20 protein-coding genes and 1 tRNA gene are annotated in these 23,348 nt (G+C 33.0%); 14 read left to right on the top strand and 7 right to left on the bottom strand.

The window, feature by feature from the left end; translation table 11 throughout:
• Positions 1 to 16 precede the first annotated feature (16 nt).
• The 9 genes from EZM65_RS06215 (at position 17) to EZM65_RS06175 (ending at position 10,945) form a co-directional block, all read left to right on the top strand.
• On the top strand, positions 17 to 688 hold the full coding sequence (locus EZM65_RS06215) for a barstar family protein (RefSeq protein ID WP_169051652.1): 672 nt from the start codon (positions 17 to 19) through the stop codon (positions 686 to 688).
• 807 nt (positions 689 to 1,495) lie between these two features.
• Positions 1,496 to 5,533 (top strand): T9SS type B sorting domain-containing protein, encoded by a 4,038-nt coding sequence (locus tag EZM65_RS06210; protein ID WP_136667691.1) that lies wholly within the window; start codon positions 1,496 to 1,498, stop codon positions 5,531 to 5,533.
• Between the two features lie 68 nt (positions 5,534 to 5,601).
• Entirely contained in the window at positions 5,602 to 6,333 is a 732-nt protein-coding gene (locus EZM65_RS06205; RefSeq protein WP_136667690.1) for a hypothetical protein, read from the top strand.
• Between the two features lie 4 nt (positions 6,334 to 6,337).
• Positions 6,338 to 7,267, top strand: coding sequence for a hypothetical protein (locus tag EZM65_RS06200; protein ID WP_136667689.1), 930 nt, complete (start codon positions 6,338 to 6,340; stop codon positions 7,265 to 7,267).
• Positions 7,268 to 7,762 (top strand): hypothetical protein, encoded by a 495-nt coding sequence (locus EZM65_RS06195; RefSeq protein ID WP_136667688.1) that lies wholly within the window; start codon positions 7,268 to 7,270, stop codon positions 7,760 to 7,762.
• Positions 7,759 to 9,033, top strand: a complete 1,275-nt coding sequence (locus EZM65_RS06190; protein WP_136667687.1) for a hypothetical protein — start codon at positions 7,759 to 7,761, stop codon at positions 9,031 to 9,033. The genes EZM65_RS06195 and EZM65_RS06190 overlap by 4 nt, the downstream gene beginning before the upstream one ends.
• A complete protein-coding gene (locus EZM65_RS06185) occupies positions 9,021 to 9,356 on the top strand; it encodes a hypothetical protein (RefSeq protein WP_136667686.1) in 336 nt (111 codons plus the stop codon). Before EZM65_RS06190 ends, EZM65_RS06185 begins: the two co-directional genes overlap by 13 nt.
• On the top strand, positions 9,346 to 9,828 hold the full coding sequence (locus tag EZM65_RS06180; protein ID WP_136667685.1) for a type II secretion system protein J: 483 nt from the start codon (positions 9,346 to 9,348) through the stop codon (positions 9,826 to 9,828). The genes EZM65_RS06185 and EZM65_RS06180 overlap by 11 nt, the downstream gene beginning before the upstream one ends.
• Positions 9,809 to 10,945, top strand: a complete 1,137-nt coding sequence (locus EZM65_RS06175) for a type II secretion system F family protein (RefSeq protein WP_136667684.1) — start codon at positions 9,809 to 9,811, stop codon at positions 10,943 to 10,945. The genes EZM65_RS06180 and EZM65_RS06175 overlap by 20 nt, the downstream gene beginning before the upstream one ends.
• 103 nt (positions 10,946 to 11,048) lie before the next feature.
• On the opposite strand, the gene EZM65_RS06170 is transcribed toward EZM65_RS06175, so the two are convergent.
• Positions 11,049 to 11,122 (bottom strand) — tRNA-Ile (locus tag EZM65_RS06170).
• Between the two features lie 45 nt (positions 11,123 to 11,167).
• Complete coding sequence (mce, locus tag EZM65_RS06165) at positions 11,168 to 11,572, bottom strand: methylmalonyl-CoA epimerase (RefSeq protein ID WP_136667683.1); 405 nt, start codon at positions 11,570 to 11,572, stop codon at positions 11,168 to 11,170.
• Between the two features lie 83 nt (positions 11,573 to 11,655).
• Between mce and rbfA the strand changes: the two genes are divergently transcribed.
• The 4 genes from rbfA to EZM65_RS06145 are packed head-to-tail and all read left to right on the top strand — an operon-like array spanning position 11,656 to position 14,999.
• On the top strand, positions 11,656 to 12,048 hold the full coding sequence (gene rbfA / locus EZM65_RS06160; RefSeq protein ID WP_136667682.1) for a 30S ribosome-binding factor RbfA: 393 nt from the start codon (positions 11,656 to 11,658) through the stop codon (positions 12,046 to 12,048).
• Between the two features lies 1 nt (position 12,049).
• Positions 12,050 to 13,252, top strand: a complete 1,203-nt coding sequence (locus EZM65_RS06155) for an ABC transporter permease (RefSeq protein ID WP_136667681.1) — start codon at positions 12,050 to 12,052, stop codon at positions 13,250 to 13,252.
• Positions 13,253 to 13,297: 45 nt separating this feature from the next.
• Positions 13,298 to 14,578: a Y-family DNA polymerase gene (locus tag EZM65_RS06150; protein ID WP_136667680.1), complete on the top strand. Its 1,281-nt coding sequence runs from the start codon at positions 13,298 to 13,300 to the stop codon at positions 14,576 to 14,578.
• Positions 14,562 to 14,999 carry a LexA family transcriptional regulator gene (locus EZM65_RS06145; protein ID WP_136667679.1) on the top strand — a complete coding sequence of 146 codons (438 nt, stop codon included), beginning with the start codon at positions 14,562 to 14,564 and terminating at the stop codon, positions 14,997 to 14,999. Before EZM65_RS06150 ends, EZM65_RS06145 begins: the two co-directional genes overlap by 17 nt.
• A 35-nt stretch (positions 15,000 to 15,034) precedes the next feature.
• On the opposite strand, the gene EZM65_RS06140 is transcribed toward EZM65_RS06145, so the two are convergent.
• The 5 genes from EZM65_RS06140 to EZM65_RS06120 all read right to left on the bottom strand — a co-directional run bounded on the left by EZM65_RS06140 (position 15,035) and on the right by EZM65_RS06120 (position 22,300).
• The gene (locus EZM65_RS06140; RefSeq protein ID WP_136667678.1) at positions 15,035 to 18,499 is read right to left on the bottom strand and encodes an efflux RND transporter permease subunit; all 3,465 of its coding nucleotides are present in this window, start codon (positions 18,497 to 18,499) and stop codon (positions 15,035 to 15,037) included.
• A gap of 114 nt (positions 18,500 to 18,613) precedes the next feature.
• On the bottom strand, positions 18,614 to 19,753 hold the full coding sequence (locus EZM65_RS06135) for an efflux RND transporter periplasmic adaptor subunit (RefSeq protein WP_136667677.1): 1,140 nt from the start codon (positions 19,751 to 19,753) through the stop codon (positions 18,614 to 18,616).
• Positions 19,754 to 19,773: 20 nt separating this feature from the next.
• On the bottom strand, positions 19,774 to 21,096 hold the full coding sequence (locus EZM65_RS06130; RefSeq protein ID WP_136667676.1) for a TolC family protein: 1,323 nt from the start codon (positions 21,094 to 21,096) through the stop codon (positions 19,774 to 19,776).
• Between the two features lie 6 nt (positions 21,097 to 21,102).
• A complete protein-coding gene (locus tag EZM65_RS06125; RefSeq protein WP_136667675.1) occupies positions 21,103 to 21,699 on the bottom strand; it encodes a TetR/AcrR family transcriptional regulator in 597 nt (198 codons plus the stop codon).
• 13 nt (positions 21,700 to 21,712) lie between these two features.
• Positions 21,713 to 22,300, bottom strand: a complete 588-nt coding sequence (locus tag EZM65_RS06120; protein ID WP_169051651.1) for a hypothetical protein — start codon at positions 22,298 to 22,300, stop codon at positions 21,713 to 21,715.
• Between the two features lie 58 nt (positions 22,301 to 22,358).
• Between EZM65_RS06120 and EZM65_RS06115 the strand changes: the two genes are divergently transcribed.
• Positions 22,359 to 23,333 carry a polyprenyl synthetase family protein gene (locus EZM65_RS06115; RefSeq protein WP_136667673.1) on the top strand — a complete coding sequence of 325 codons (975 nt, stop codon included), beginning with the start codon at positions 22,359 to 22,361 and terminating at the stop codon, positions 23,331 to 23,333.
• The last annotated feature ends 15 nt before the right edge of the window (positions 23,334 to 23,348 follow it).

The following is a 23,348-nucleotide window of genomic DNA, read 5'->3' as shown; positions in this document are numbered from 1 at the left end:
TAGTAAAAATCAAATTTTGGCTGAAGCTAACTATGTTGTAGTTGAAGATTCATACATTTACATGTATCAATTAAAAAATAGACAAAAAGAATTCACCTTTTTTAAGAATGAATTATACATTTTCTCTGGTTATATCAAAAATATAAACAATGAACTGGATATTATATACGAATATGAATTTACAGCAAACAATGAAACTATATTAAATCAGACATCTACTTTTTTGTTATTAGATTGCAATGTTAATCAAAACGAGATAGAATATTACAAATATGATCAATCGATTGTTGATTTGATATATACTTGGGATAATGAAACTGAAATTTTAAAATTTAAAAAGAAAACATGGACCTATCTGTTTGCAACTCTTTTATATTCAGGTGTTCCAATTACTCTACCAGATAACACAGAGATTCTGATTGATGGAAGTAACATTGAAACTGTTTATGAATTTTTTATTGTTTTTTCTGAAAATTTTCTTGGAAGAAAAAAATACTTTGCAAATAACCAAGATTCATTAATTGATACTTTAAAAAATGCAAATACAACATTTAACAATAAAATAATCGTAAAAAATCGAAGTATTTTAAAGCACAACTTAGCAAATTTTTCAGGTGATATGAATTATTTAGAGAAAATATTAACAATTTTTGAAAATTATAATTTTATTATAGAGTTTAGTAAATAGATGTAACAATTAAATAAGATAATAAAAAAGAATCTCCAGCTCTCCTAAGTCTGCTGAACTATAATTTTACGATTTCACGCCGTGCGAACGTCTCTGATTTAGTACTAAACTATAAAATACTCCCAGATGGCTTAGATTTATCGCAAAGTGAGTCTCAACACAACGGATAGCGCAGAATTGCATTCTGTGCCCCTAGCAGGCGCGGGCGTCTATAAATAATCGTAATCGCTCGTTCGAGCGTCTCGCTCGGGCACACAACCAGAATAAAAAGTAATCCCTAACCGCAAAAGTTAGGATTTTATTTTTTTAGAAATTGAATAACAATTGTAATATCTCGAGTTTCTAACTATCACTGCTTCTTAACTTATATATCTGTTCTTTTTAAATTACTTAATGGCGTTATGATTTTACAGCATTTTTTAAAGAAAAAATTATTTGCTACTTACCTTGCAGTAATTTTAGTAAAATTTTAATTTTTGCTACATAAATTGTAGCAATTGTGATTTCTATAATATTTTTGCTACAGCATAAGTTCCTTTCAATATAGATTTTTTTTAATATGATAAAAAAGTGATTCTTAAAATTCATTCGAGTCAATAGCTATTCATGTTTAGCTAGAAAGCAGGTTCAAAACACTTAGCTACTGATACAATCAAAAAGCAAAAGATCAAAGCCTTATTTTTTATTTTCTAAATCAAGAATATAGGCAAAATAAAATCAAACACGATTTTAAAAAGTAAAGAAATTCATAATCAAGCCATAATCATTTGTGAGTAAAATAATTACTTTTGCTGTTCAAATGAAACTATGAAAAAAGCACTTTACATATTATTATTTATCATCACAAATTCTCTTTATTCTCAAGGAGAAACTAATAATTGGCATTTTGGAGAAAGTGCTGCTATAGATTTTAACGGTTTAGTACCGCAGTACATATACAGTGTTATTACTTCATTTGGTGGCTCTTCAAGTATATCCGACGCTAATGGCAATATATTGTTTTATACAAATGGTTCAACTGTTTATAATAAAAACAATCAAGTAATGCCCAATGGACAAGAAATTACAATTTTCGGTTCTGCAGCACAATCAGCCATAATTGTTCCTAAGCCAGGCAATCCAAATAGGTATTATATTTTTAGCAATGTTTTGTATTTTGATTCATTTTTTAATCAAGTAAATTCATTAAAGTATGCCGAAGTGGATATGACACTCGATAACAATAATGGAGATGTTGTATATAGCGGCGTATTATTATCATCTAATAGTAGTGGCCGAATATCTGCAGTAAAAAACAGTACTGGCACAGGTTATTGGGTAGGAATTATAGACGGCGATACCAGCCAATTTAAAATATTTGAAATAACTACCTTAGGAATAAATCCAGTTCCAGTACTAAGCAATACTGTTTTACCTCAAAATTTAACTCCATTTTATAGGGGTTGTATGAAATTTTCTCCTAACGGGAAAAAAGTAATAGTGAGCGATTATAATTATGGCACTTCTGTATATGATTTTGACAACAGCACAGGTAAAATAACAAATCCAAAGCAAGTAAACACCACTTCAAGTTATGGCGTTGAGTTCTCACCTTCCTCAAATGTAGCCTATGTTACTAAACATTCTGATGAACCAACACTCTATCAGTATGATTTAACAGCGGCAAATATTGAAGCAAGTCAAAAAATTATATATGTAGGACATAATACTTTTTTTTATGGTCCTGTTGGTCAATTGCAATTAGCATCTAATGGGAAAATATATTTTTCTAATGTTTCCTCTTATGTAGTTGGTGAAATTAATGATCCTGAAGTTTTAGGAGTTGACTGTAACTATAATCCTTATGGAGTGATTGTAGCTGGTGAGACAAATGTAGGATTACCTTGCTTTGTGCAATCGTTTTTAAATAATCTTATCACTAGTCAAAAATACTGTACAGGTTCTACTACTAAGTTAACACTTGAAAATCCAGATAATGTACTAAATGTGAGCTGGGATTTTGGTGATGGCTCTCCTACTATGTCAGGGTTATCAGTTACACACGATTATCAGGCTATTGGAGATTATTTGGTTACAGCAACAATAACCCTAAGTTCTAAAACAATTACAAAACAGAAACTGATTAAAATTGTATCACAACCAATTATTGCAAATCCAATATCTGATCAAAATCTTTGTGGTTCTACTAGCATCTATTATGATTTAACACAATTTAACTCTATAGTTTTAGGTACACAATCTACATCTGAATTTGGTGTTAAATATTTTGGCTCTTATGAAGACGCCGTAAATGGATTTTATGAATTAAATGCTACTAATTATAGTTTGAATTTTGGGACTAGAACAATATATGCAAAAGTATATGCCCTTGGAAATCCAACATGTTATGCAATTACTAATTTCGATTTAAATTACACTAAAGAAACCATTTCAGCAACACCTGCTGATTACACCATTTGTGAAAATGCGCCACATGATGGCATAGACGTTTTTGATTTGTCAACTTTAAACACACAAATTTTAAATGGTCAAAACCCGGCTAATTACACAATAACCTATCATACCAATCTTACTGACGCGACTAACGACATTAGTGCATTACCCTTAAATTATACTAATACACAACCTCAAGAAACGCTTTATGCAAGAGTAGAGAATAATTCCAATCCAAGTTGTTACGCTACTACAGCTGTAAATTTAAAGGTATTTACAAAGCCCTCTATAAGCGTTATCTCTAACGTAAAACTTTGTGATAATGTAACAAATGACGGAGTTGAAAATTATATGCTATCCCAAAAAGATACTGAAATACGTAATGGGCAATCAGCTACTCAATTTGGTATTAGCTATTATGTTTCCCAAACTGATGCAATAGCTAACAGTAATGCTATTACTTCCATACAAACTAATTATGCTATAAAAACAATTTATGCAAGGATTTATAATATTCAAAATCCCAATTGTTTTGAAACAGCTAGTTTTACCATAGGATTATTTAAACAGCCAATGGCTAACCAACCTACAGAGTATGTAATTTGTGAATCGGCTCCATACAACGGGATAGAGCAATTTGATTTGGCATCGAAAAATACGGAAGTATTAGGCAATCAATCAGCTACTGATTTTGCAATTTCCTATCACAAAACACTAAATGAAGCTAATACAAAAACGAATTCACTACCATTACAATACTCAAATTCATTACCACAGGAAACACTTTATGTTAGAATTGAAAACATTTCTAATCCAAATTGTTTTGCAGTAACTAATTTTGACATCAAGGTAATCCAAAGTCCTACTTTGTCACAAGTAACCGACTTCAAACAATGTGATGATGCTTCAAATGATGGTAAAGCTTCATTTGATTTGAATACTAAAAACGCTGAAGTACTTAATGGACAATCTAGCGCTACTTTTGGAGTTAGTTATCATTATACACAAACAGAAGCTGTAAGTAGTTTAAATACCATAACTACTCCTGTTAATAATTCTATCCAAAACCAAACGATCTACTATAGAATTTATGTCAAATCTAACCCTAACTGTTTTGCGGTAGGAAGTTTCAAGTTGGTTGTAAATATCCTGCCAAAATACAATACCATTTCCAGACAAATGGCTTGTGATGATGTAACCAATGATGGGAAAAATACTTTTGATTTGTATTCTTATAACTACATTGTTTTAGGAGGCCAAAATGCAAATGACTTTACAGTGAATTATTATTTCTCTCAAACAGATGCCCAGTCAGGAATTAATGCTTTACCTCAATATTATCAAAACGTATCAAATCCCCAAACAATTTATGTACGTGTAGATAATAAAGACAATACAAATTGTTATCAATTGGGAACTTTTGAATTATTGGTAAACAAATTACCTGTTGCTAACCAAATTAATAATAAAGTACAATGTAGTGATGGTCTAACCAGCAGTTTTATTCTGAATGATGAGGAATCAAATCTTTTAGGAAATCAATCAGCAATTGATTTTGTCATCACATATCATAATTCACTATCAGATGCTAATGCAGGTAGTAATAATTTACCGGTAAATTATACCAGCACATCATCAGATCAAACAATTTATGTTCGAGTAGAGAATAAATTAAATAAAAGTTGCTATACTACTACAAGTTTCCATATAATTACGCATCAAAATCCTGTATTAAATATGAGTGATATTTATTCTATTTGTCAAGGAAGTACAATTACAATAACCGCTCCAACAGGTTTTGACAGTTATTTATGGTCAACTGGAGAAACTTCGAATCAAGTAATTCTAACTCAAGATGGTCAATATTCTCTAACGGTAACAAAAAAATATGGGTTGGATATTTGTGATAAGAAACATTCTTTTAATGTTTACAATTCAAATATTGCAACTATTCAAGATGTAGTAATTAAAGACTGGAATGAGAATAATAATTCGATTGATGTTATAGTTACTGGTGATGGGGAGTATGAATATTCAATTGATGGTATTGATTATCAAGACAGTCATTTTTTCAGCAATTTAGCAGCAGGAAATTATACAATATTTGTGAAAGATAAAAAAGGTTGTGGCATAGTAGCTAAAGAAGTATACCTTTTAAGTTATCCTAAATATTTTACACCTAATAACGATGGCTACAATGACAAATGGAAAATAGATTTTTCTGAAAACGAACCTAATTTAACAATATCTATTTTTGATCGATTTGGAAAGTTTTTAAAAGAATTAAAAAGCAATTCTGAAGGATGGGACGGAATTTATTTGAATCAGCCATTACCGTCAAATGATTATTGGTTTGTTGTGAAAAGAGAAAATGGTAAAGAATACAGAGGACATTTTAGCTTGAAAAGATAATTTAAAATGGGAATTTACCAATTTGTAGTATGTCTTTGAATTATGTATTTTTACCCAAATTTTTATAAATGAACAAATTTCTTATAACGTTACTGTTTTTATCTATTGTAGCTTGTCAAACAGTTAAAATAAAAAATGAAACTTACAAAGTATCTGATAATGCCATTGAATTGGGTAGTTTGGGTAATGCTTCTTCAAAATTAAACTTAGAAAATACTTTTGAAATTAAATCGTTACCTGTTTTAGAAAACAAAATCAAATTAAATGTTGATATCGTTCCTTTTACAAAAAAAACAGCCAAGGCGTATAAATTAAAAAATAAGTACAATCAAGGTCTAAACAAATTAAATTACGTAGATAGTATACCTACAAAGCCTGAATTGGTTCTTATCCACATAGAAGATAAATTAGGTTATGTTAATGAGTTAAATGCTGAACACAATAAGTCTTTATTCACTTTAATTGAAGATTTACAAAACCTTACTGTTATTTATAGCATTGCCATATATGTTAATGATGATGACTTAAGTAAAATTAAACAAGCCGATGCTTTTTATTTAGTCAACAATCAAGATAAAAAATACACAATTGGCTTATACAAACAAGGCAAAAAAACGGAATCAATTGACATGTTTTCAAAAACTATCATCGGTTATCAAACCAATACGCTTTGTTGGTCACAAACGCCAAGAGGGAAATGGTATATTGCTGATATGATTTCTAAATCCAGTTCATGCAAAGGGAAAACTTTCTCTAAAGTGAAAGAAGCTAAAAAAGAAGAAAGTTTGTTTAAAATGTAAAAAGATGAAAAAATTTATACTAATTGCATTTTCAATTATTTCATTGATGTGTTTTTCTTGCGAGGAAATTTTATTGGAAGATGATATTTCAAAAGAAGAGGTTGTATTAGTTGCTCCTCAAAATAACGAGCAATTCAATTCAACGAGTATTACCTTTACTTGGGAACCTGTTCAGTATGCTAAAAAATACCGTTTACAAATTGCAAAACCTAATTTTACTTCTCCTACCCAAATTGTTTTAGATACCGAAATTACTGTTACAAATCAAATTGTACAATTGCCAGTAGGATCATACGAATGGAGAGTGCAAGCTATTAGCGGAAATACAACTACAGCATACCAAACAAGAAGTATTGTTGTCTTAAGCAATCAAAATTTTCAAGATAACACTGTTGTTCTAAGTAGTCCGGCAAACAATTTTAACACTAACATAACCGCACAAAATTTGTCTTGGGAGTCAGTTATTGGCGCGACAGGATACACATTTCAGGTTTTTAACAGCAATAACGTAATAATAACTACACAAAATATAACTGGAACCAGTACTTCATTTACATTTCCTGAAGGAAGTTTTACTTGGCGGGTAAGAGCTACTAATGGCAACCAAAACACTCTGTTTTCGTCAAATAATATAATCGTCGATGTTACAGCTCCAAATGTACCAACATTAGTCGCTCCATCAAATGCTACCGTGACTAATGATACTAGTGTAAATTTTCAATGGTCCAGAACACCTATTGCTGGTAGTATTGAGTCAGATAAAATTTATATTTTTAAAGATGCGGCCTTAACTAATTTATTTTCTGAAACACAAACTTCAAGCCCATATTCAGTTACTTTACCTGTTGGAACTTATTACTGGTATGTGAAATCATTTGATATAGCTGGTAATCAAAGTGTAAAAAGCAATGTCTATAGTCTTACAATAAATTAAGTGAAAAATAAAAAAAACATACGCATTTTGCTACCTCTAGTTATTTTAATTTGGGGGGCAGTAATGTATCAATTTTTTACTTTTTCGAAGTCCGATCAAGAAAATGTAGCCATACAGGAACCAGTGGTAAAACCTTTAATGTTTAAAAAAAGAGAACCTATTACTATTAATGTAAATTATCGTGATCCATTTCTTGGAAAAGTTTACGTTACCAAGATAAATAAGAATAGTAATCATATTTTTAAAAAAGTTGCAAAAACAGTTAAACCTATTCCAGATAAAATAGAATCAATAGTTTGGCCAACAATTTCATATAAAGGTATAGTATCTGATGCTAAAAGTAAAAACAAAGTATTTATGTTGATTATAGATGGCCGTACTTTTTTAATGCGTGCCTCAAATAAAGAAAATGGTGTTTATCTTGTTGAAGGAGATAGAGAATCTGTAGAGATGGAATACAAAAACGAGTCTAAAATTATATTGATTGAAGAGTGAAGATAAAACCAATCCAAAAACTGCGTTCAGGCGCTTTACAGTTTACGGTTTTTATTTCTGTGCTTATTGCACTACTCCTTAGCGGTCTTATTCTATATGCATATACTTTTACTTATTTTAAAGAGCAATCAAAGGCCACCATCGACATAATACAGCTTTCAGAGTCAGGTATCAATTACATCTTACACCATGATATTGAATTTGACACACTAGAAATAGAAGACTTAGAGGCTAATAATAGAAAAGTCAAAGTGAATCTTTCTAATTGGGGGATGTTTAATAAAGTTACTGCAATTGCCTTTCATCGTAAAAAAGCATTCAAAAGGATAGCCTTGCTAGGTGGGCTTAATGATTCTGAAATGGCATCAACATTGTATTTAGCAGAAAGCTACAATCCTTTAACAATTGTAGGTAATACAAAAATAGAAGGTAATGTATTTTTGCCATCACAAGGAGTAAAACCAGGGTATATAGGAGGACAAAGTTATTATGGATCCCAATTGATTTACGGAAAATCCAGCAAAAGTGATCTAAAATTACCTGAAATAAATACCCAGTCAATTACAACAATTGACAATTATTTAAATGATCTTGAACCAATAAATGCAGAAGAAAAAAACTCAATTCCTAATAATCAATTACACAATTCATTCAAAGAAAACACCAAATACATTATTTCAAACAACGATATCATATTAAACAATATTGAACTCATAGGCAATATAATAGTTAAATCTGCCAGAAAAATAACTATATCTAAATCAACAAACATAAAAGACATTATTCTCATTGCACCAGAAATTGTGATTGAAGATGATGTTAAAGGTACTTTTCAAGCAATAGCCAACAAAGGCATTTTACTTGGTAAAAATTGCAAATTAAATTATCCCAGCGCATTAATTTTGTGGGACAATCCTAAAATCGCTGTAATGGATAAATTAGAAGATAAAATCAAGATTGATAAGAATTCACAAATTAATGGAGTGGTTTGTTATTTCAATAGGGATCAAAAAATATCTAATTTCAATCCAAGAATCATACTTGAAGAGGAGTCAAAAATAAAAGGACAAGTGTATTGTCAAGGCAGTTTTGAACTGAAAGGGACAGTTTCAGGATCAGTTTTTACTAAAGAATTTGTTGCTAACCAAGCAGGATCTACTTTTGTAAATCATATTTATAATGGAATCATTGAAAACAATTCAATTCCAAAAAAATATGGAGGTTTATTATTTGAAGATAATCCTAAAATTATTGCAAAATGGATGTATTAAGAAAAATTAAATCGGCTACATTAGTAGAAGCTTTGGTGGCTACTGTTTTAGTGGTTGTTATCTTTATGATAGCCAGTTTAATTTTAAATAACTTAGTCCTAAACACATTTACCAAAAGAAATCATTCCTTAGAATACAGGTTAAATGAGTTGGAATATTCCTTTAACAATGATAAAATAATCCTTCCATATAATGAAGAATTTGAAGATTGGAACATAACAATTGCTAGAGATAAGAATCCTCAAAGCGATAATATCTTATTTACTGCTTCAAATATTAAGACGGATAAAGAAATAAAACGAAAAAGAGTATATGCCAACTAAATTAAAATCATTTACACTTTCAGAATTACTGGTAGTGATGATAATTACTGCCATCGTGGTAGGCATGGCTTTTAGTGTATTGAGATTGGTTCAAAATCAAATAAATATAATTCGTGGAAATTATGAAAAATCAACAAAACTATCTTTGTTTGAACAGAGGCTATGGCAAGATTTCAATGAGTTTAATCAAATAACGTTTAACAAGAAAAAGAGTCAATTACTATTTCAATCGGAATTAGATTCTATACAATATGCTTTCGAACCAGATTTTGTTTTACGAAACAAGGACACTATTAAATTGAAACTTAATATAGATCATATACAATTCGAAGGTGAAAAAGTATCAGAAGGTGATATTGATGCAATTGCTATTTCAGGAGAATCAGAATTACCAAAATATAAAATTTTTGTTTCTAAAAAGAATGATATAACCCAGAAAATGAACGAAGAAGATGACATTCAAATTAGATAATATAAAAGAAGACAAGACTTCAATTAGTCAAGAAAAGAACAACCTGGAATCTATTCTTAAAAAAGAAATAGTTTTATTTGGTGAAAAATTTGGAAGTAAAAAAAAGCAAGCCTTTTATCAGGAATTAGGAGTTTTGCTCAATGCAGGAGTAACAATCAAAGAAGCTTTGACTTTAATTATTGAATCTCTTAAAAAAAATTACGATAAGGAATTAATTCAAAAAGTAGTAGATGATGTAATTAACGGACGTCCTTTCTCTGAGGCTTTAAAAAGTCAAAATGTTTTTTCCGAATATGAATTTTATTCTTTACAAATAGGAGAAGAAACAGGTACTACTGCAAGAGTTTGTCAAGAACTCGGTAATTTTTTCGAAAGAAAAAATGAACAAAGACGTATTATAATTTCTGCACTCACCTATCCGGCAATAGTTATTTCAACAGCACTTTTAGTAGTAGTTTTCATGTTGAGTTATGTAGTTCCAATGTTTCAAGATATTTTCAAACAAAACAATATGGAACTGCCTTTATTGACAAGATTTATTGTAAAAATGTCTGAAATAATGAAGCAATATGGAGGATATTTATTTTTTGTGATTCTATTCTTAATTATAATCACCCAATTTTTAAAAGACAACTCGGGATATAAAAAAATAATCCATCGGATAATTTTAAAATTACCAATTTTAGGTGCTTTTATTACTAAAGTGCATTTGGCCCAATTTACTCAAGCCGTTTCTTTATTGACAACTGCAAAAGTACCCATGTTAAACAGTATCCAGATGGTGAAAAAAATGATACAATTTATCCCGTTACAAGATGCATTAGAAGGGGTCGAACAAAACATCCTCAAAGGAAATAATTTGAGTACTAGTTTAATGGGAAATCCTTTGTTTGATAACCGAATTATATCTTTGGTCAAAGTAGCTGAAGAAACCAATCAAACCGAATACGTCTTTAAACAACTTAATGAACAATATAATCAAGAAGTTATTAATCAATCTAAAATAATGACTACAGTATTAGAACCCTTTATAATACTATTTGTTGGTGGAATTGTTGCTGTATTACTAGTTGCCATGTACCTCCCTATGTTCCAGTTAAGCAGTGCAATTGGGTAATTTTGATAATTTTAAAATCTCTAAAAACTAGAGATAATCGCTTTTCATTGATCTATAAACAAAAAAACCTCTTCATTACTGAAGAGGTTTTTCAAAACTAATGTGGTCCCACCTGGGCTCGAACCAGGGACCACCTGATTATGAGTCAGGTGCTCTAACCAACTGAGCTATAGGACCAGTTTTGAGGTTGCAATATTAGTACATTTTTTGCGTATAACAAAATTATTCTGCAATTTCTTGACATAATTCAATCAGTACCCCATTAGTGCTTTTAGGGTGCAGGAAAGCAACTAATTTATTATCAGCACCTTTCTTCGGTGTTTCGTTTAAAACCACAAAGCCTTCATTTTTCAATCTTTCTATCTCAGCCTGTATATTTTCCACATCAAAAGCAATATGATGAATACCCTCACCTTTCTTTTCCAGGAATTTTGCAATAGGACTTTCCGGATTTGTAGCCTCAAGCAATTCAATTTTGTTGGGGCCGTTCATAAAAAATGAGGTACGCACGCCTTCACTGGCAACTTCTTCTTCTTTATAAGCCGGTGCACCAAACAGTTTTTCAAAAACTCTGTTTGATTCCTGTAAATCTTTTACTGCTATACCTATATGTTCAATTTTTCTCATATTTTTAAAATTTGAACAAATATAGAAACTTTGTACTTTAGTTACTTTGCAGCTATCCAACTAAAAAATTGTATTTTTGCACCATGGAAACAAACAGACAGAAAAAAATAGGGAACGTTTTACAAAAGGATTTGGTTGATATCTTGCAAGGTGAAGTACGTAAAAACGGAATTTCAAATCTTGTTATTTCTGTATCCAAAGTAAGCGTTACAACCGACTTATCAATAGCAAAAGTATATTTAAGCGTATTCCCGCAAAGCAAAGCCGATGAGATTCTTGAAGCAGTACGTACAAATACACCGCTCATAAAACATGATTTATCACAACGCGTTAAATTACAACTCCGCAAAGTTCCTAATTTGATTTTTTACATTGATGACAGTCTTGACTATATCGAAAAAATAGACAATGCACTATCAGGAAAAGAAAATCCAATTGAAAACCGTGATTTATTAGACAAAAGAAAGAAATCGTAATTTGTACTTTCCTCTTTACATAGCCCAACGTTACCTGCGTACTTCAAGTACTAATAATGCTATTAATATTATTACAAAAATTGCTTCGGTGGGTATTGTTATAGGTGCTATGTCATTATTTGTGGTACTTTCTGTATTCAGTGGATTGAAAGATTTCAGTTTGTCGTTTAGCAACGATTTTGATCCTGATTTGAAGGTATTCCCAAAAAAAGGGAAATCGCTGTTAATTACAGATAACCAGCTTCAGGCCGTTCGTAAAATTGAAGGCATCAGGTTTTACAGTAAAGTTGTTGAAGAGAAAGTACTTTTTGTTTACAAAGGAAAAGAACAGGTTGCAGAAATTAAGGGTGTTGACAACCAGTACAACAATGTAAACCGAATTCAAAAGTCTCTTTTTCAGGGACAATGGATTGTTCCGCAAACCCCACAGGTAGTGATAGGCAACGGAATAAGTCACAAACTTTCGATGGGATTGTTTGACTTGAACAACACTTTTGAAATTTTTGTACCAAGACCCGGTAAAGGTGCTGTTACAAGTCCCGAAACAGCTTTCAACAAATCGAACTTAATCCCGATAGGTATTTATTCGGTAAATGATGAGCTGGATTCCAAATATGTTTTCGCTGATTTAAAACTTACTCAGGAACTTTTAGAATTTAAGGACAATCAGGTATCTGCCATTGAAATAGAATTGGACTCAATGGCTAATGAGCCAAAAATAACTGAAGAAATCGTTTCAGCTTTTAACAATCAGGTTACTGTCAAAAACAGAGCACAGCTTAACGACAGCTTACACAAAATGCTGAATACCGAAAACACAGCGATTTACTTAATTTTTACCCTTGTAATTATCATGACCCTGTTTACACTGGCAGGAGCAATTATTATGATGATTCTTGACAAAAAACATAATCTGACAACACTTTACAATGTAGGCACTACCATTAGTCACATTAAAAACATTTTCCTGCTTCAAGGTTCACTTCTTACTTTTTTTGGAGGTATCTTCGGAATTATTTTGGGCTTGATTATCGTTTTTATCCAAAATCAGTTTCATGTAATTATGATTACCGAAACTTTACCTTACCCTGTAAAGATTGAAATCGAAAACTTCGTCATTGTATTTTCAACTATTATGATTTTAGGTTTTATCGCTTCTTACATTGCCAGCAGCCGGGTAAGCAAACGATTGCTGGAAAATTAACTTTTACAATTCCACTCACTTTATCATATTGACTAAATTTGTACTATGTATGCTTTAGTCGACTGCAATAATTTTTACGCCTCCTGTGAGCGCATATTCCAACCTCAATACATTGGAAAACCCATAGCGGTTCTTTCCAATAATGACGGCTGTATTATTTCGCGCAGTGATGAAGCAAAAGCTCTGGGCGTACCCATGGGGGCTCCCGAATTTAAAGCCCGCGAGCTTCTAAAAGAAAAAAACGTGAAGATTTTTTCTTCCAATTATCCTTTGTATGGCGATTTCAGCAATCGTGTCATGCAAATTTTAAATCAGTTTACTCCCAATATTGAAATTTACAGCATAGACGAGGCTTTTTTAAATTTTGACGGAATAGAAATTGGCGACTACCAGCAATACGGGATAGAAATGAAAAACCGTGTGCAAAAATGGGTTGGCATACCTATTTCTGCTGGTTTTGCACCAACAAAAGCTTTATCTAAAGTTGCCAATAAAATAGCCCGGAAATTCCCGGAACAAACTCAAGGCTCCTATGTAATAGACAGCGAAGAAAAACGCATCAAGGCCTTGAAATGGATTAAAATTGAAGACGTTTGGGGTATTGGAAGACGCACTTATAAAAAAGCGGTACTTAGAAACATAAAAACTGCCTATGATTTTATCCAGCCACAGCATGAAGACTGGATAAGAAAAGAGATGGGAGTTATTGGCCTTCGGTTAAAATACGAACTCGAAGGCAAGTCGGTTTTAGACCTTGAGCCTGCATCCGAACAAAAAAAATCGATTGCTGTAACCCGCAGTTTCCCTAAACAAATTTCCGATTATGATTTGTTGAAGGAACGTGTTTCCACCTTCGCAACTGTATGTGCAGAAAAATTGCGCAAACAAAAATCCTGCTGCCATACCATTATTGTCATGCTGCTTGTTGACAGACATAAATATGAGTCCAGGCAATATTATTTTAACGCGGCAGTCACTTTACCGTTTGCAACACAATCCAGCCTGACAATAGCAAATGAATCGATCAAGATTTTAAAAAAAATCTGCGAAGGCAATGAAAATGTACGGTTTAAAAAGGCAGGTGTAATAGTAACCAGTTTAATTCCCGAAAACACAAAGCAGTTTAATTTGTTTGCAGATGAAAATCCAAAACATTTTGCTTTGATGAAAACTATTGACTCCTTAAACAAAAAAATCGGCAACAGAAAAATAAAATTGGGCAACCAAAATATGGAGAAAACCTGGGATATGAACCAAAATCATTTATCTCCAAAATACACCACAGACTTTAAACAAATTTTAGAAATCGATGTCGACAAAAGATAAATTGGAATTTTTCAAACCTGATTTAGAAAGCGGAATGCAGATTCCTTTCATTCCTGACGGGGTTTCGGCGGGATTTCCTTCGCCGGCGGCTGATTTCACTGAAAACACTATTGACCTGAACAAAGAATTGTGTGAAAACCCTTTGGCCACTTTCTATATAAGAGTCAAAGGAAATTCCATGATTGATGCAGGAATAAACAATGGTGATATACTTATAGTTGACCGTAGTATAGAAGCCCGTGACAACAAGATTGCCGTTTGTTTAATTGACGGGGAATTCACTGTGAAACGCATTAAACTGGATGACAATTGTTTGTATCTGCTGCCTGAAAATTCAAATTACCAACCAATTAAAGTAACCGAAGACAATCAGTTTATGGTCTGGGGAATTGTAACCTACATTATAAAATCCGTTTTATAAAAAAAGCTGCCTTTGTAAAGGCAGCTTTCATATTTTTATACAACTTTTTGTCTGGCTAATCTCCTGTCACGTAACCAGTATTTGGTTCTTTTTACAAGATAGAACATTACCGGCACCATTACTAATGTCAATACAGTAGCATATGTTAATCCGAAGATGATTGTCCATGCCAATGGCCCCCAGAAAATTACGTTATCACCACCCATATACAAGTGAGGATTAAAATCGGTTACTAATCCGAAGAAGTCAAAATTCAATCCAATCGCTAACGGAATTAAACCTAATACCGCTGTAAGAGCTGTTAACAATACCGGACGCAAACGTGATTTACCGGACTCAATGATAACTTCTTTAATTTGATCCAGCGTTAAATCATCATGGCTTTCAAGACCGTTATCGGCAACTTTTTTATCCATTAACAACACGAAGAAGTCCATTAATACAATTCCATTCTTCACAACAACTCCGGCAAGCGATATAATACCCATCATAGTCATTAAAACGATAAAGTCCATTTGTGCGATTACATATCCGTAGAATACCCCACTAAAACTCAACAATACAGTAAACATAATTACCAATGTTTTTGATACCGAGTTGAACTGAAGTACAATAATTGTTGTAATACCTGCTAACGCCAAGAATAAAGCAAAAAATAAGAAACTTTGGTTTTTACCTTGCTCCTCTTGAACTCCTGAGAAACCATACGTAATATCCCCTGCAAGTTTATAGTTTTCTAACTCTGCAGCAATACTTTTCGTAATCTCATCACCGTTATATCCAGTTAGAATATTTGAATACACAGTCATGATACGTTTGTAATTCTTACGTTTAATCTGGTTATACGTTGTTGTTTTCTCAGTATCTGCAATAGCCGATATAGGCACCTGCATGATTTGACCATTATTTGGGTTACGGTACGTTAACGGTTGATTGAACAGTACACTTTCATTTTTACGCTGATCTTCCTGCAAACGCATTACAATGTTGTAATCATCATCCCCTTCTTTATAGGTAGAGATTTCCTGACCATACACTGCTCTACGTAAAGTGAAACCAGCCATACCCGTTGAGGCACCTAAACTACCTGCATTAGCGCGATCAATTTTTACAGATAATTCAGGACTTTCTTTGTTGATATCGACTTTTAATTTTTCGATACCAGGAATATTTTTAGAGTTTAAGAACGCAATCATCTTATCAGCCTCTTTCAGCATCAGGTCATAATCAGTTCCTGTTAATTCAATACTAATAGGATAACCTGCCGGTGGTCCGGCTGCATCTTTTTCCACAGTAACCGAAGCACCTGGTATTGATTTGATTTTAGCACGAACTTCTTCCATTACATCGGCAGTGTTGACACCACGACGGAATTTGAATTCGGCAAAATTCACAGTTACCTTACCTTTATGAGGCGTTTCTGACTGCGAACCTAAATCGACTTGTGGATTTGTCGCTCCAACACCTACTTGCGCAACGATTGATTCGGCTAAATAATTTTTACTCGTTTTAGGATCCACATATTTATCCAATACGTTGATAATCTGCTTTTCAACAAACTCAGTTGCTTTATTGGTTTTAGAAATATCGGTTCCTTGAGGATATTCGATATAGGCGATTACCTGATTAGGAATATTATCCGGGAAGAACAATACTTTTCTTGGGAAAATTCCAAGTAACATAAAAGAGAAGAAAAGCATTGCTACAATAATACCGAAAGCTCTCCAAGCCGATCTTCCAACTAAAATACGGGCTAATAATGCTTTGTATTTTTCTTCCATACGAGGGAAGAAACTATGTTGGAAATCCTGTGTCCATTGGAATATTTTTTTGTAGTACAACCACATCAATCCAACAGAAATCAATGATAAGTGTCCTACAGCTCTTCCTAATTTTGAATCGATAACATTACCAATAATCACGAATGTAATTCCTACAACCAAGAAAATAATTGTATTTCTTTTCAAGATTTTTGGAGCTATATTTCTATCTTCAATATCCATTGAACCTCCTGTCATAGCTGCATTTACAACCATAGCTACAAATAATGAAGCTCCTAATGTAACTGACAGCGTTAATGGAAAATACATCATGAATTTACCCATTGTCCCAGGCCACAAGGCAAATGGCAGGAATGCCATTAAGGTTGTAGCTGTAGAGGAAATTACCGGCCATGCGATTTCCCCAATACCAATTTTAGATGCCTGTATCCTTGGCAAACCTTTCTTCATATTGGCAAATACGTTGTCTACTACCACAATACCATCATCCACCAACATACCAAGCCCCATAACCAATCCGAAAAGTACCATTGTGTTCATGGTCACTCCAATAGCCTGTAATAATGTAAAGGCAATGAAAATTGACAATGGAATTGCTGCTCCTACAAACAATGAGTTACGTAATCCCATGGTAAACATTAACACAATCATTACCAAGACAACCCCGAAAATGATATGGTTAGACAATTCGTCTACTTGATGCTCTACACGGGAAGATTGATCATTTGTTAAGGTTACTTCTAAGTTTTTAGGTAAAACTGTTTCCTGCGCTTTCTTAACAACTTCTTTTACCTGATCAATAGCGGTAATCATGTTTTGGCCTGAACGTTTTTTAACGTTCAGCATCACTACCTCTTCATTTTTTTCACGGGCAAAAGTGGTTCTTTCCTTTTCTTTAAAACGTATTGTAGCAATATCTTTTAAATAAACAGATCCACCATACGATTTCACAATGATGTTTTCTAAATCCGAAGGGTTTGCAATTTCACCAATGATTCTGATGTTATTTCTAGCTCCTTGAGAAATTAAATTCCCTCCTGACAAAGTCATATTCTCATACTTCACTGCGCTTGCAATATCATCGAAGCTTACCTGCGCAGCGTTCATTTTGTAAACATCTACAGCAATTTCGACTTCTTTATCATCAACACCAAGAATATCAACAGCTTTTACTTCGGAAATATCCTCTATTTCATCTTCCAGATATTCTCCGTATTTTTTTAATTGCTGTGCCGTATAATTTCCTTTTAAGTTGATATTAAGGATTGGAACTTCTTCTGCAATATTGATACTGAAAACATTAGGCTCCACTTTACTTCCGTTATCAAGCGTAGGCCAGTCAGTATCTGCTTTTGAAACGTCTGTTTTATCCTTAATCAGTATCTTAGCCTGGTCAACAGTAATATCATCATCAAATTCAGCTACAATCATTCCATAATCCTGAAACGAACTTGATGTTACTTTGTTAACTCCACTAATATTTTTAATATTATCTTCTAATGGTTTTGTAACCAATTTCTCCACATCTTCTGCTGAGTTTCCCGGGAAGATTGAAGAAATGTAAATTTTGTTTTCGATGATTTCAGGGAAATCCTCACGTGGCATAGTTACATAAGCATAAATACCTGTAATTACCACAATAAATGTAAGTATGTAAACGGTTACACGGTTATCTACCGCCCAACTCGAGATACCGAATTCTTTTTGTTGATGAGACATAGATTGATATGTTTTATATGATGAATTGAAATTGAAAGGTCAGCTTCATAGCAGCTAAGATTATAAACCAACAAAACCCCGATGGCTACTCCGCCAACCTTTACAATTATTCAATTAGAATGTTAATTTCATCCCTTCAGAAACTGTATTCGCTCCCTCAGAAACTACGATATCACCGGCATTTAAACCTGATAAAATCTCAGTACTGTTATTTGTATTTTGACCTGCTTTTACAAGCACTTTCTTAGCAATACCATTTTTCCCGTTGGCATTATTCACTACGTAAACATATTTTGTCCCGTTGGCATCCTGCTGGATAACGTTTGTAGGAACAGTAATAGCCGATGCATTTGAATAGTCCACAATTTTAAGTTTTGCTACCTGGTTAGGACGTAACAATCCTTCTGGATTGGGCACACTCACTTCAATACCGAAACTTCTGTTTGCCGGATTGATATTTTTAGCTACCTGACGTACTTTACCCATATAGGTTTTACCAATAGATGTAATATCCGTTTCTACCGAAGTACCTACTTTTACTTTACCAACATATATTTCCGGCACATCAGTTCTAACGTACATTTGGCTTAAGTTTACAATCCGCATTAATCCTTGCGGATTTGCCGACACAACCTGACCTCTTTCTACAAAAACCTCATCAATAACTCCACTGAAGGGAGCACGGATTTCAGTTTTAGCTATTTGAGCTTTCATTTGATTAATTGATTTAGCTAAGCTAACCATTTGTGTTTTAGCCTGCAAGTATTGTATTTCTGAACCGATTTTTTGATCCCATAAACGTTTTTGACGTTCATACGTTGTTTTGGCCAATTCGTGCTGGGTTTGAATACTCGCTAATTGTTGGCTCATACCAGCATCGTCAACTCTACCTAAAAGTTGTCCTTTTGACACGCTTTGACCGGCTTTTACATTCAATACAACTAATGCTCCTCCCATTTCCGGTTGGATAAGTACATTTTGCTGCGTATCCACACTACCTTGAATTTCCACATAGTGATTAAAAACGGTGTCTTTAACCACAATTGTTTCAACAAGAGCCTCATCGGATTTTTTCTCCAACGTTGCAAGTGCGGCATCAATTTTAGCTAAATCAGCCTGAAGACTGGCTCTTTTACTCTTTAACTCAACAGTATTTTTTGTTTCTATCAATTGATCGATAGAAGATGAATTTTCTTTATTCCCACATGCCCACATAAATACAGTTGCAATGGAAAGGATGATTATTTTTTTCATAGATAGGAGTTATATTCTTTTTAGTTTTTTGCTGTTATTTTTTCTAAAGCAGCTCTTTTGTTTACCACTTCAACCATTGATTGTAAAAAGCTTTGCTGTGCCGCATACAATTGACGTTGAGCTTCAGTGAATTCAAAGCTGGTTGACAAACCTTCTTTAAATTTAACACTTTGTTTATTTTCAATTCTTTCTGCTAACCGTAATGTGTTTTTAGAATTATCATACTGAGCTACGCTGTATTCATAATCACTTTTAGCTTTTTGATATTGTAATTTCAATCTTTGTTCTGTTTCTACCAGCTTGGTTTTAGCTTGTTCCAAAGCAATTTTAGCCTGCTGTGTTCTTGAGCTTCTTCCAAATGAACTAAAAATTGGCACATTTAGCCCAACTCCAACATTTGAATAATTATACCATTTTTGATCTGCGTCAAACATCGTAAATCTGCTTCCGAAAGTATTATATCCAAAATTTACCTGTGCTCCCAACGAAGGCATTGCTTTGCTTCTTTCCAGTTTCAACAGCAAGCGGTTCGATTCTTCCAGATTTTTACCAATTTGGTAATCGATATTATTTTTAACATCAAAACTCTCTGATAAAATCACCAAATCAATATTCTTTGCTGTTAAATCATCCAGTTTGTCTGTCAAAGCAATATTTTGGTCCAACTCGATACCCATCAGCAATTTAAGCATATTTGTGGCAATTATTTTCATTCTTTTAGCATAATCCAATGAACTATTCACTTCTGCCAGAGTAATTTGAAGACGTTCCACCGTTTCTTCCTCAATGAAACCGTTTTTATAAATCTGTTTTGTATCGTTTAACGTTTTTTCCAAAACCACTTTATTACGTTCAACAATAGCCACGCTTTCCTCAGCTAAAAGAACATCTCCATAAGCTTTTATGGTCAACTCCCGGATTTCCTGTGAAGTCTTTACTTTGGCATTTTCAGAAATTTTTAAATAGGTTTTTGCGGATTCCAGACCAACTAAATAAGAGCCATCAAAAATCAACTGAGTCAGCTGCAAGCCTGCATCCATTGAATTGTATTGACCAAACTGTAATGTAGCTTGCTGACCATTAAAATTAATTACGTTGGTGGCAATTTTAAAATTATTCTGGTAACCAACATTACCATTTATTTGCGGTAAACCCATAGTAGTGGTTTCCCATTTCTTTTGTTTAGCTGCTTCTATGTCCCTCGAAGCATTGATGGCAGAATAATTACTCTGAACAGCGTGCTCAATAGCCTGAGACAAACTAAACGAATAATCAGCTTTATCCTGGGCATGTACCTGCCCAAGTGCCAGAACGGTTAATAGTAGTTTGTATAAAGTTTTCATTAAAAATTAATTATTATGTATCTGTAATTGTTTCTCTAATTCTTCAATTCCTCTTGGGGTAGCCAAAGCTCTGGTGTGGTATTCCAAGGCTTCCATTTCCAGTTTAATTGCCTCGCTTTCAAAAGGCGTATTTTCATTTATACTAAAAATCAGGATATAATAAAATTTAATATACGCCTCAACATCTACCTCTTTTCTATACAATCCCTCAGCTATTCCTTTATGAATGTTTTTCCCGAACATTTCGTTACAGGCTTCAATTTCAAACTCTAAAATTTTATTATAGATAGCCGGATAGTGTTTTTTTAACTGGTAAACAGGCGAATTATCAAGCGTTTGAAACATCTCTTTGAAAAGACGTCTGATTTCAAAATTCTCCTGGATAGCATTATAATTCTTGACGACAATCTCATCAATAACCAAATGAATCCTTTCATGCATCATTTTAGTAGCTTCTTCCACTAAACTTTCTTTATTGCTGAAAAATTTATAGATGGTTTTTTTTGAAATACACATTTCGCAGGCAATATCATCCATCGTCACACTCTTGAAACCTAATTTCAGGAACATTTCCGTTGCTTTTGCTATAATTTTGTCTTTCATAAATATCAGTCCCTTATCCTACATTCAAATTTTTAAAATCCAGGTTCGCCACCAGATTTATTTTTGGGCTAAGCGGAAAATCCCTTAGATTTTTATATCCGTTCAAATCCCAGCCAAAAGCATTTTTATCCAGTACACCATTCACTTCAACAAAAGCAGTTGAAACTGAATCCTGCTCTTTTGTATATAAAAGCGAAACTTCCAGCTCAACAACTTTAACAACATTATTAATAGTAAGATACCCTTTTATAAAATTCAATGTTGTATTTATCTTTTGGAATGAAATTGATTTAAAAGAAACTTTGGATTGCTCATTTAGCCTTAAGAAATTATAATTATCCGAGACAATACCCAAAACAAACTCCAACTCCAGATCTTCTATCTGCCCATCGACTACATTTAAGAATCCATTTGAATGCAGAATATCAGTTTTCAAATAACGATTCATTGATTTTCTGATTTTTATTAAAACATTGGAATGATCCTTATCAAACACTAAACTACCTTTAGTCATCTTGCCTATTATAATTTTGACTGCAAATATATAACGGAAACTTTTAACACCAAAAAAGTTTCCTTGGTTTTTAGAAAATTTTAACATTTTGATTCACTTTGCCATCTGTGAGTTTTAAAGTACTTTAGCGGAAAAATTCTCAAGAATGCATTCTACATCCTATTATCAAGACATTATTGCCAGTCACTTTGAAAATTTGACAATTGATAAACAACCTGACAACTTATACGAACCTATCCGTTATATTTTATCATTAGGCGGAAAAAGAATGCGTCCGGTTCTTACTTTAATGGCTGCTGAAGTCTTTAACACTGACTGTCAAAAAGCTTTGAATGCAGCAACCGCTGTAGAGGTTTTTCATAATTTTTCATTAATTCATGATGATATCATGGACGATGCACCACTACGAAGAGGCAATCAAACCGTACATGAGAAATGGAACATCAATACCGGCATACTTTCTGGTGATGCCATGCTTATATTGGCTTATCAGTATTTTGAAGCCTATGAACCAAAAATTTTCAGGGAACTGGCAAAACTTTTCAGCAAAACCGCACTGGAAGTATGTGAGGGACAGCAGTATGATGTAGATTTTGAGACAAGAGACAATGTCAGCATTCTCGAATATTTAAAAATGATTGAATACAAGACTGCGGTTCTTGTGGGTGCTGCCATGAAAATGGGTGCTATTGTTGCTGAAACATCGGAAGAAAATGCAGATTTAATTTATGATTTTGGATTAAATCTTGGCATTGCTTTTCAAATACAGGATGATTACCTGGATGCGTTTGGTGATCCAAAGACTTTTGGCAAACAGGTTGGCGGCGACATTATTGAAAATAAAAAAACATTTTTGTATCTTAAAGCTTTGGAATTTGCTACCTTGGAAGAGCGTGAACAATTGCTTCATTTATATTCTATACAGCCGTCAGACAACACTGATAAAATTGAGACCATTAAAAATATTTTTAACAGCTCAGGAGCCAGTCTTGCTACGCAGGAAGCTATAAAAGATTACACATTTGAAGCTTTCAAAACATTAGGAAAAATGAATATTGAAGAGGACAAAAAAACGATTTTAAAATCCTTTGGTGAGAATTTAATGGGTAGAAATGTTTAAAAGCTCAATTACAAT

It is taken from the genome of Flavobacterium sp. H122, from assembly GCF_004959765.1.
Lineage (GTDB): Bacteria > Bacteroidota > Bacteroidia > Flavobacteriales > Flavobacteriaceae > Flavobacterium.
Note: the sequence above shows the minus strand (reverse complement) of the source record. Positions and strands in the feature narration are given on the sequence as shown.

Coding starts and splice junctions, on each gene's coding strand:
- EZM65_RS06210 (WP_136667691.1), top strand. CDS start 1,496: ATGAAAAAAGCACTTTACATATTATTATTTATCATCACAAATTCTCTT.
- EZM65_RS06205 (WP_136667690.1), top strand. CDS start 5,602: ATGAACAAATTTCTTATAACGTTACTGTTTTTATCTATTGTAGCTTGT.
- EZM65_RS06200 (WP_136667689.1), top strand. CDS start 6,338: ATGAAAAAATTTATACTAATTGCATTTTCAATTATTTCATTGATGTGT.
- EZM65_RS06185 (WP_136667686.1), top strand. CDS start 9,021: ATGGATGTATTAAGAAAAATTAAATCGGCTACATTAGTAGAAGCTTTG.
- EZM65_RS06180 (WP_136667685.1), top strand. CDS start 9,346: ATGCCAACTAAATTAAAATCATTTACACTTTCAGAATTACTGGTAGTG.
- EZM65_RS06175 (WP_136667684.1), top strand. CDS start 9,809: ATGACATTCAAATTAGATAATATAAAAGAAGACAAGACTTCAATTAGT.
- mce (WP_136667683.1), bottom strand. CDS start 11,572: ATGAGAAAAATTGAACATATAGGTATAGCAGTAAAAGATTTACAGGAA.
- rbfA (WP_136667682.1), top strand. CDS start 11,656: ATGGAAACAAACAGACAGAAAAAAATAGGGAACGTTTTACAAAAGGAT.
- EZM65_RS06150 (WP_136667680.1), top strand. CDS start 13,298: ATGTATGCTTTAGTCGACTGCAATAATTTTTACGCCTCCTGTGAGCGC.
- EZM65_RS06145 (WP_136667679.1), top strand. CDS start 14,562: ATGTCGACAAAAGATAAATTGGAATTTTTCAAACCTGATTTAGAAAGC.
- EZM65_RS06140 (WP_136667678.1), bottom strand. CDS start 18,499: ATGTCTCATCAACAAAAAGAATTCGGTATCTCGAGTTGGGCGGTAGAT.
- EZM65_RS06135 (WP_136667677.1), bottom strand. CDS start 19,753: ATGAAAAAAATAATCATCCTTTCCATTGCAACTGTATTTATGTGGGCA.
- EZM65_RS06130 (WP_136667676.1), bottom strand. CDS start 21,096: ATGAAAACTTTATACAAACTACTATTAACCGTTCTGGCACTTGGGCAG.
- EZM65_RS06125 (WP_136667675.1), bottom strand. CDS start 21,699: ATGAAAGACAAAATTATAGCAAAAGCAACGGAAATGTTCCTGAAATTA.
- EZM65_RS06120 (WP_169051651.1), bottom strand. CDS start 22,300: ATGTTAAAATTTTCTAAAAACCAAGGAAACTTTTTTGGTGTTAAAAGT.
- EZM65_RS06115 (WP_136667673.1), top strand. CDS start 22,359: ATGCATTCTACATCCTATTATCAAGACATTATTGCCAGTCACTTTGAA.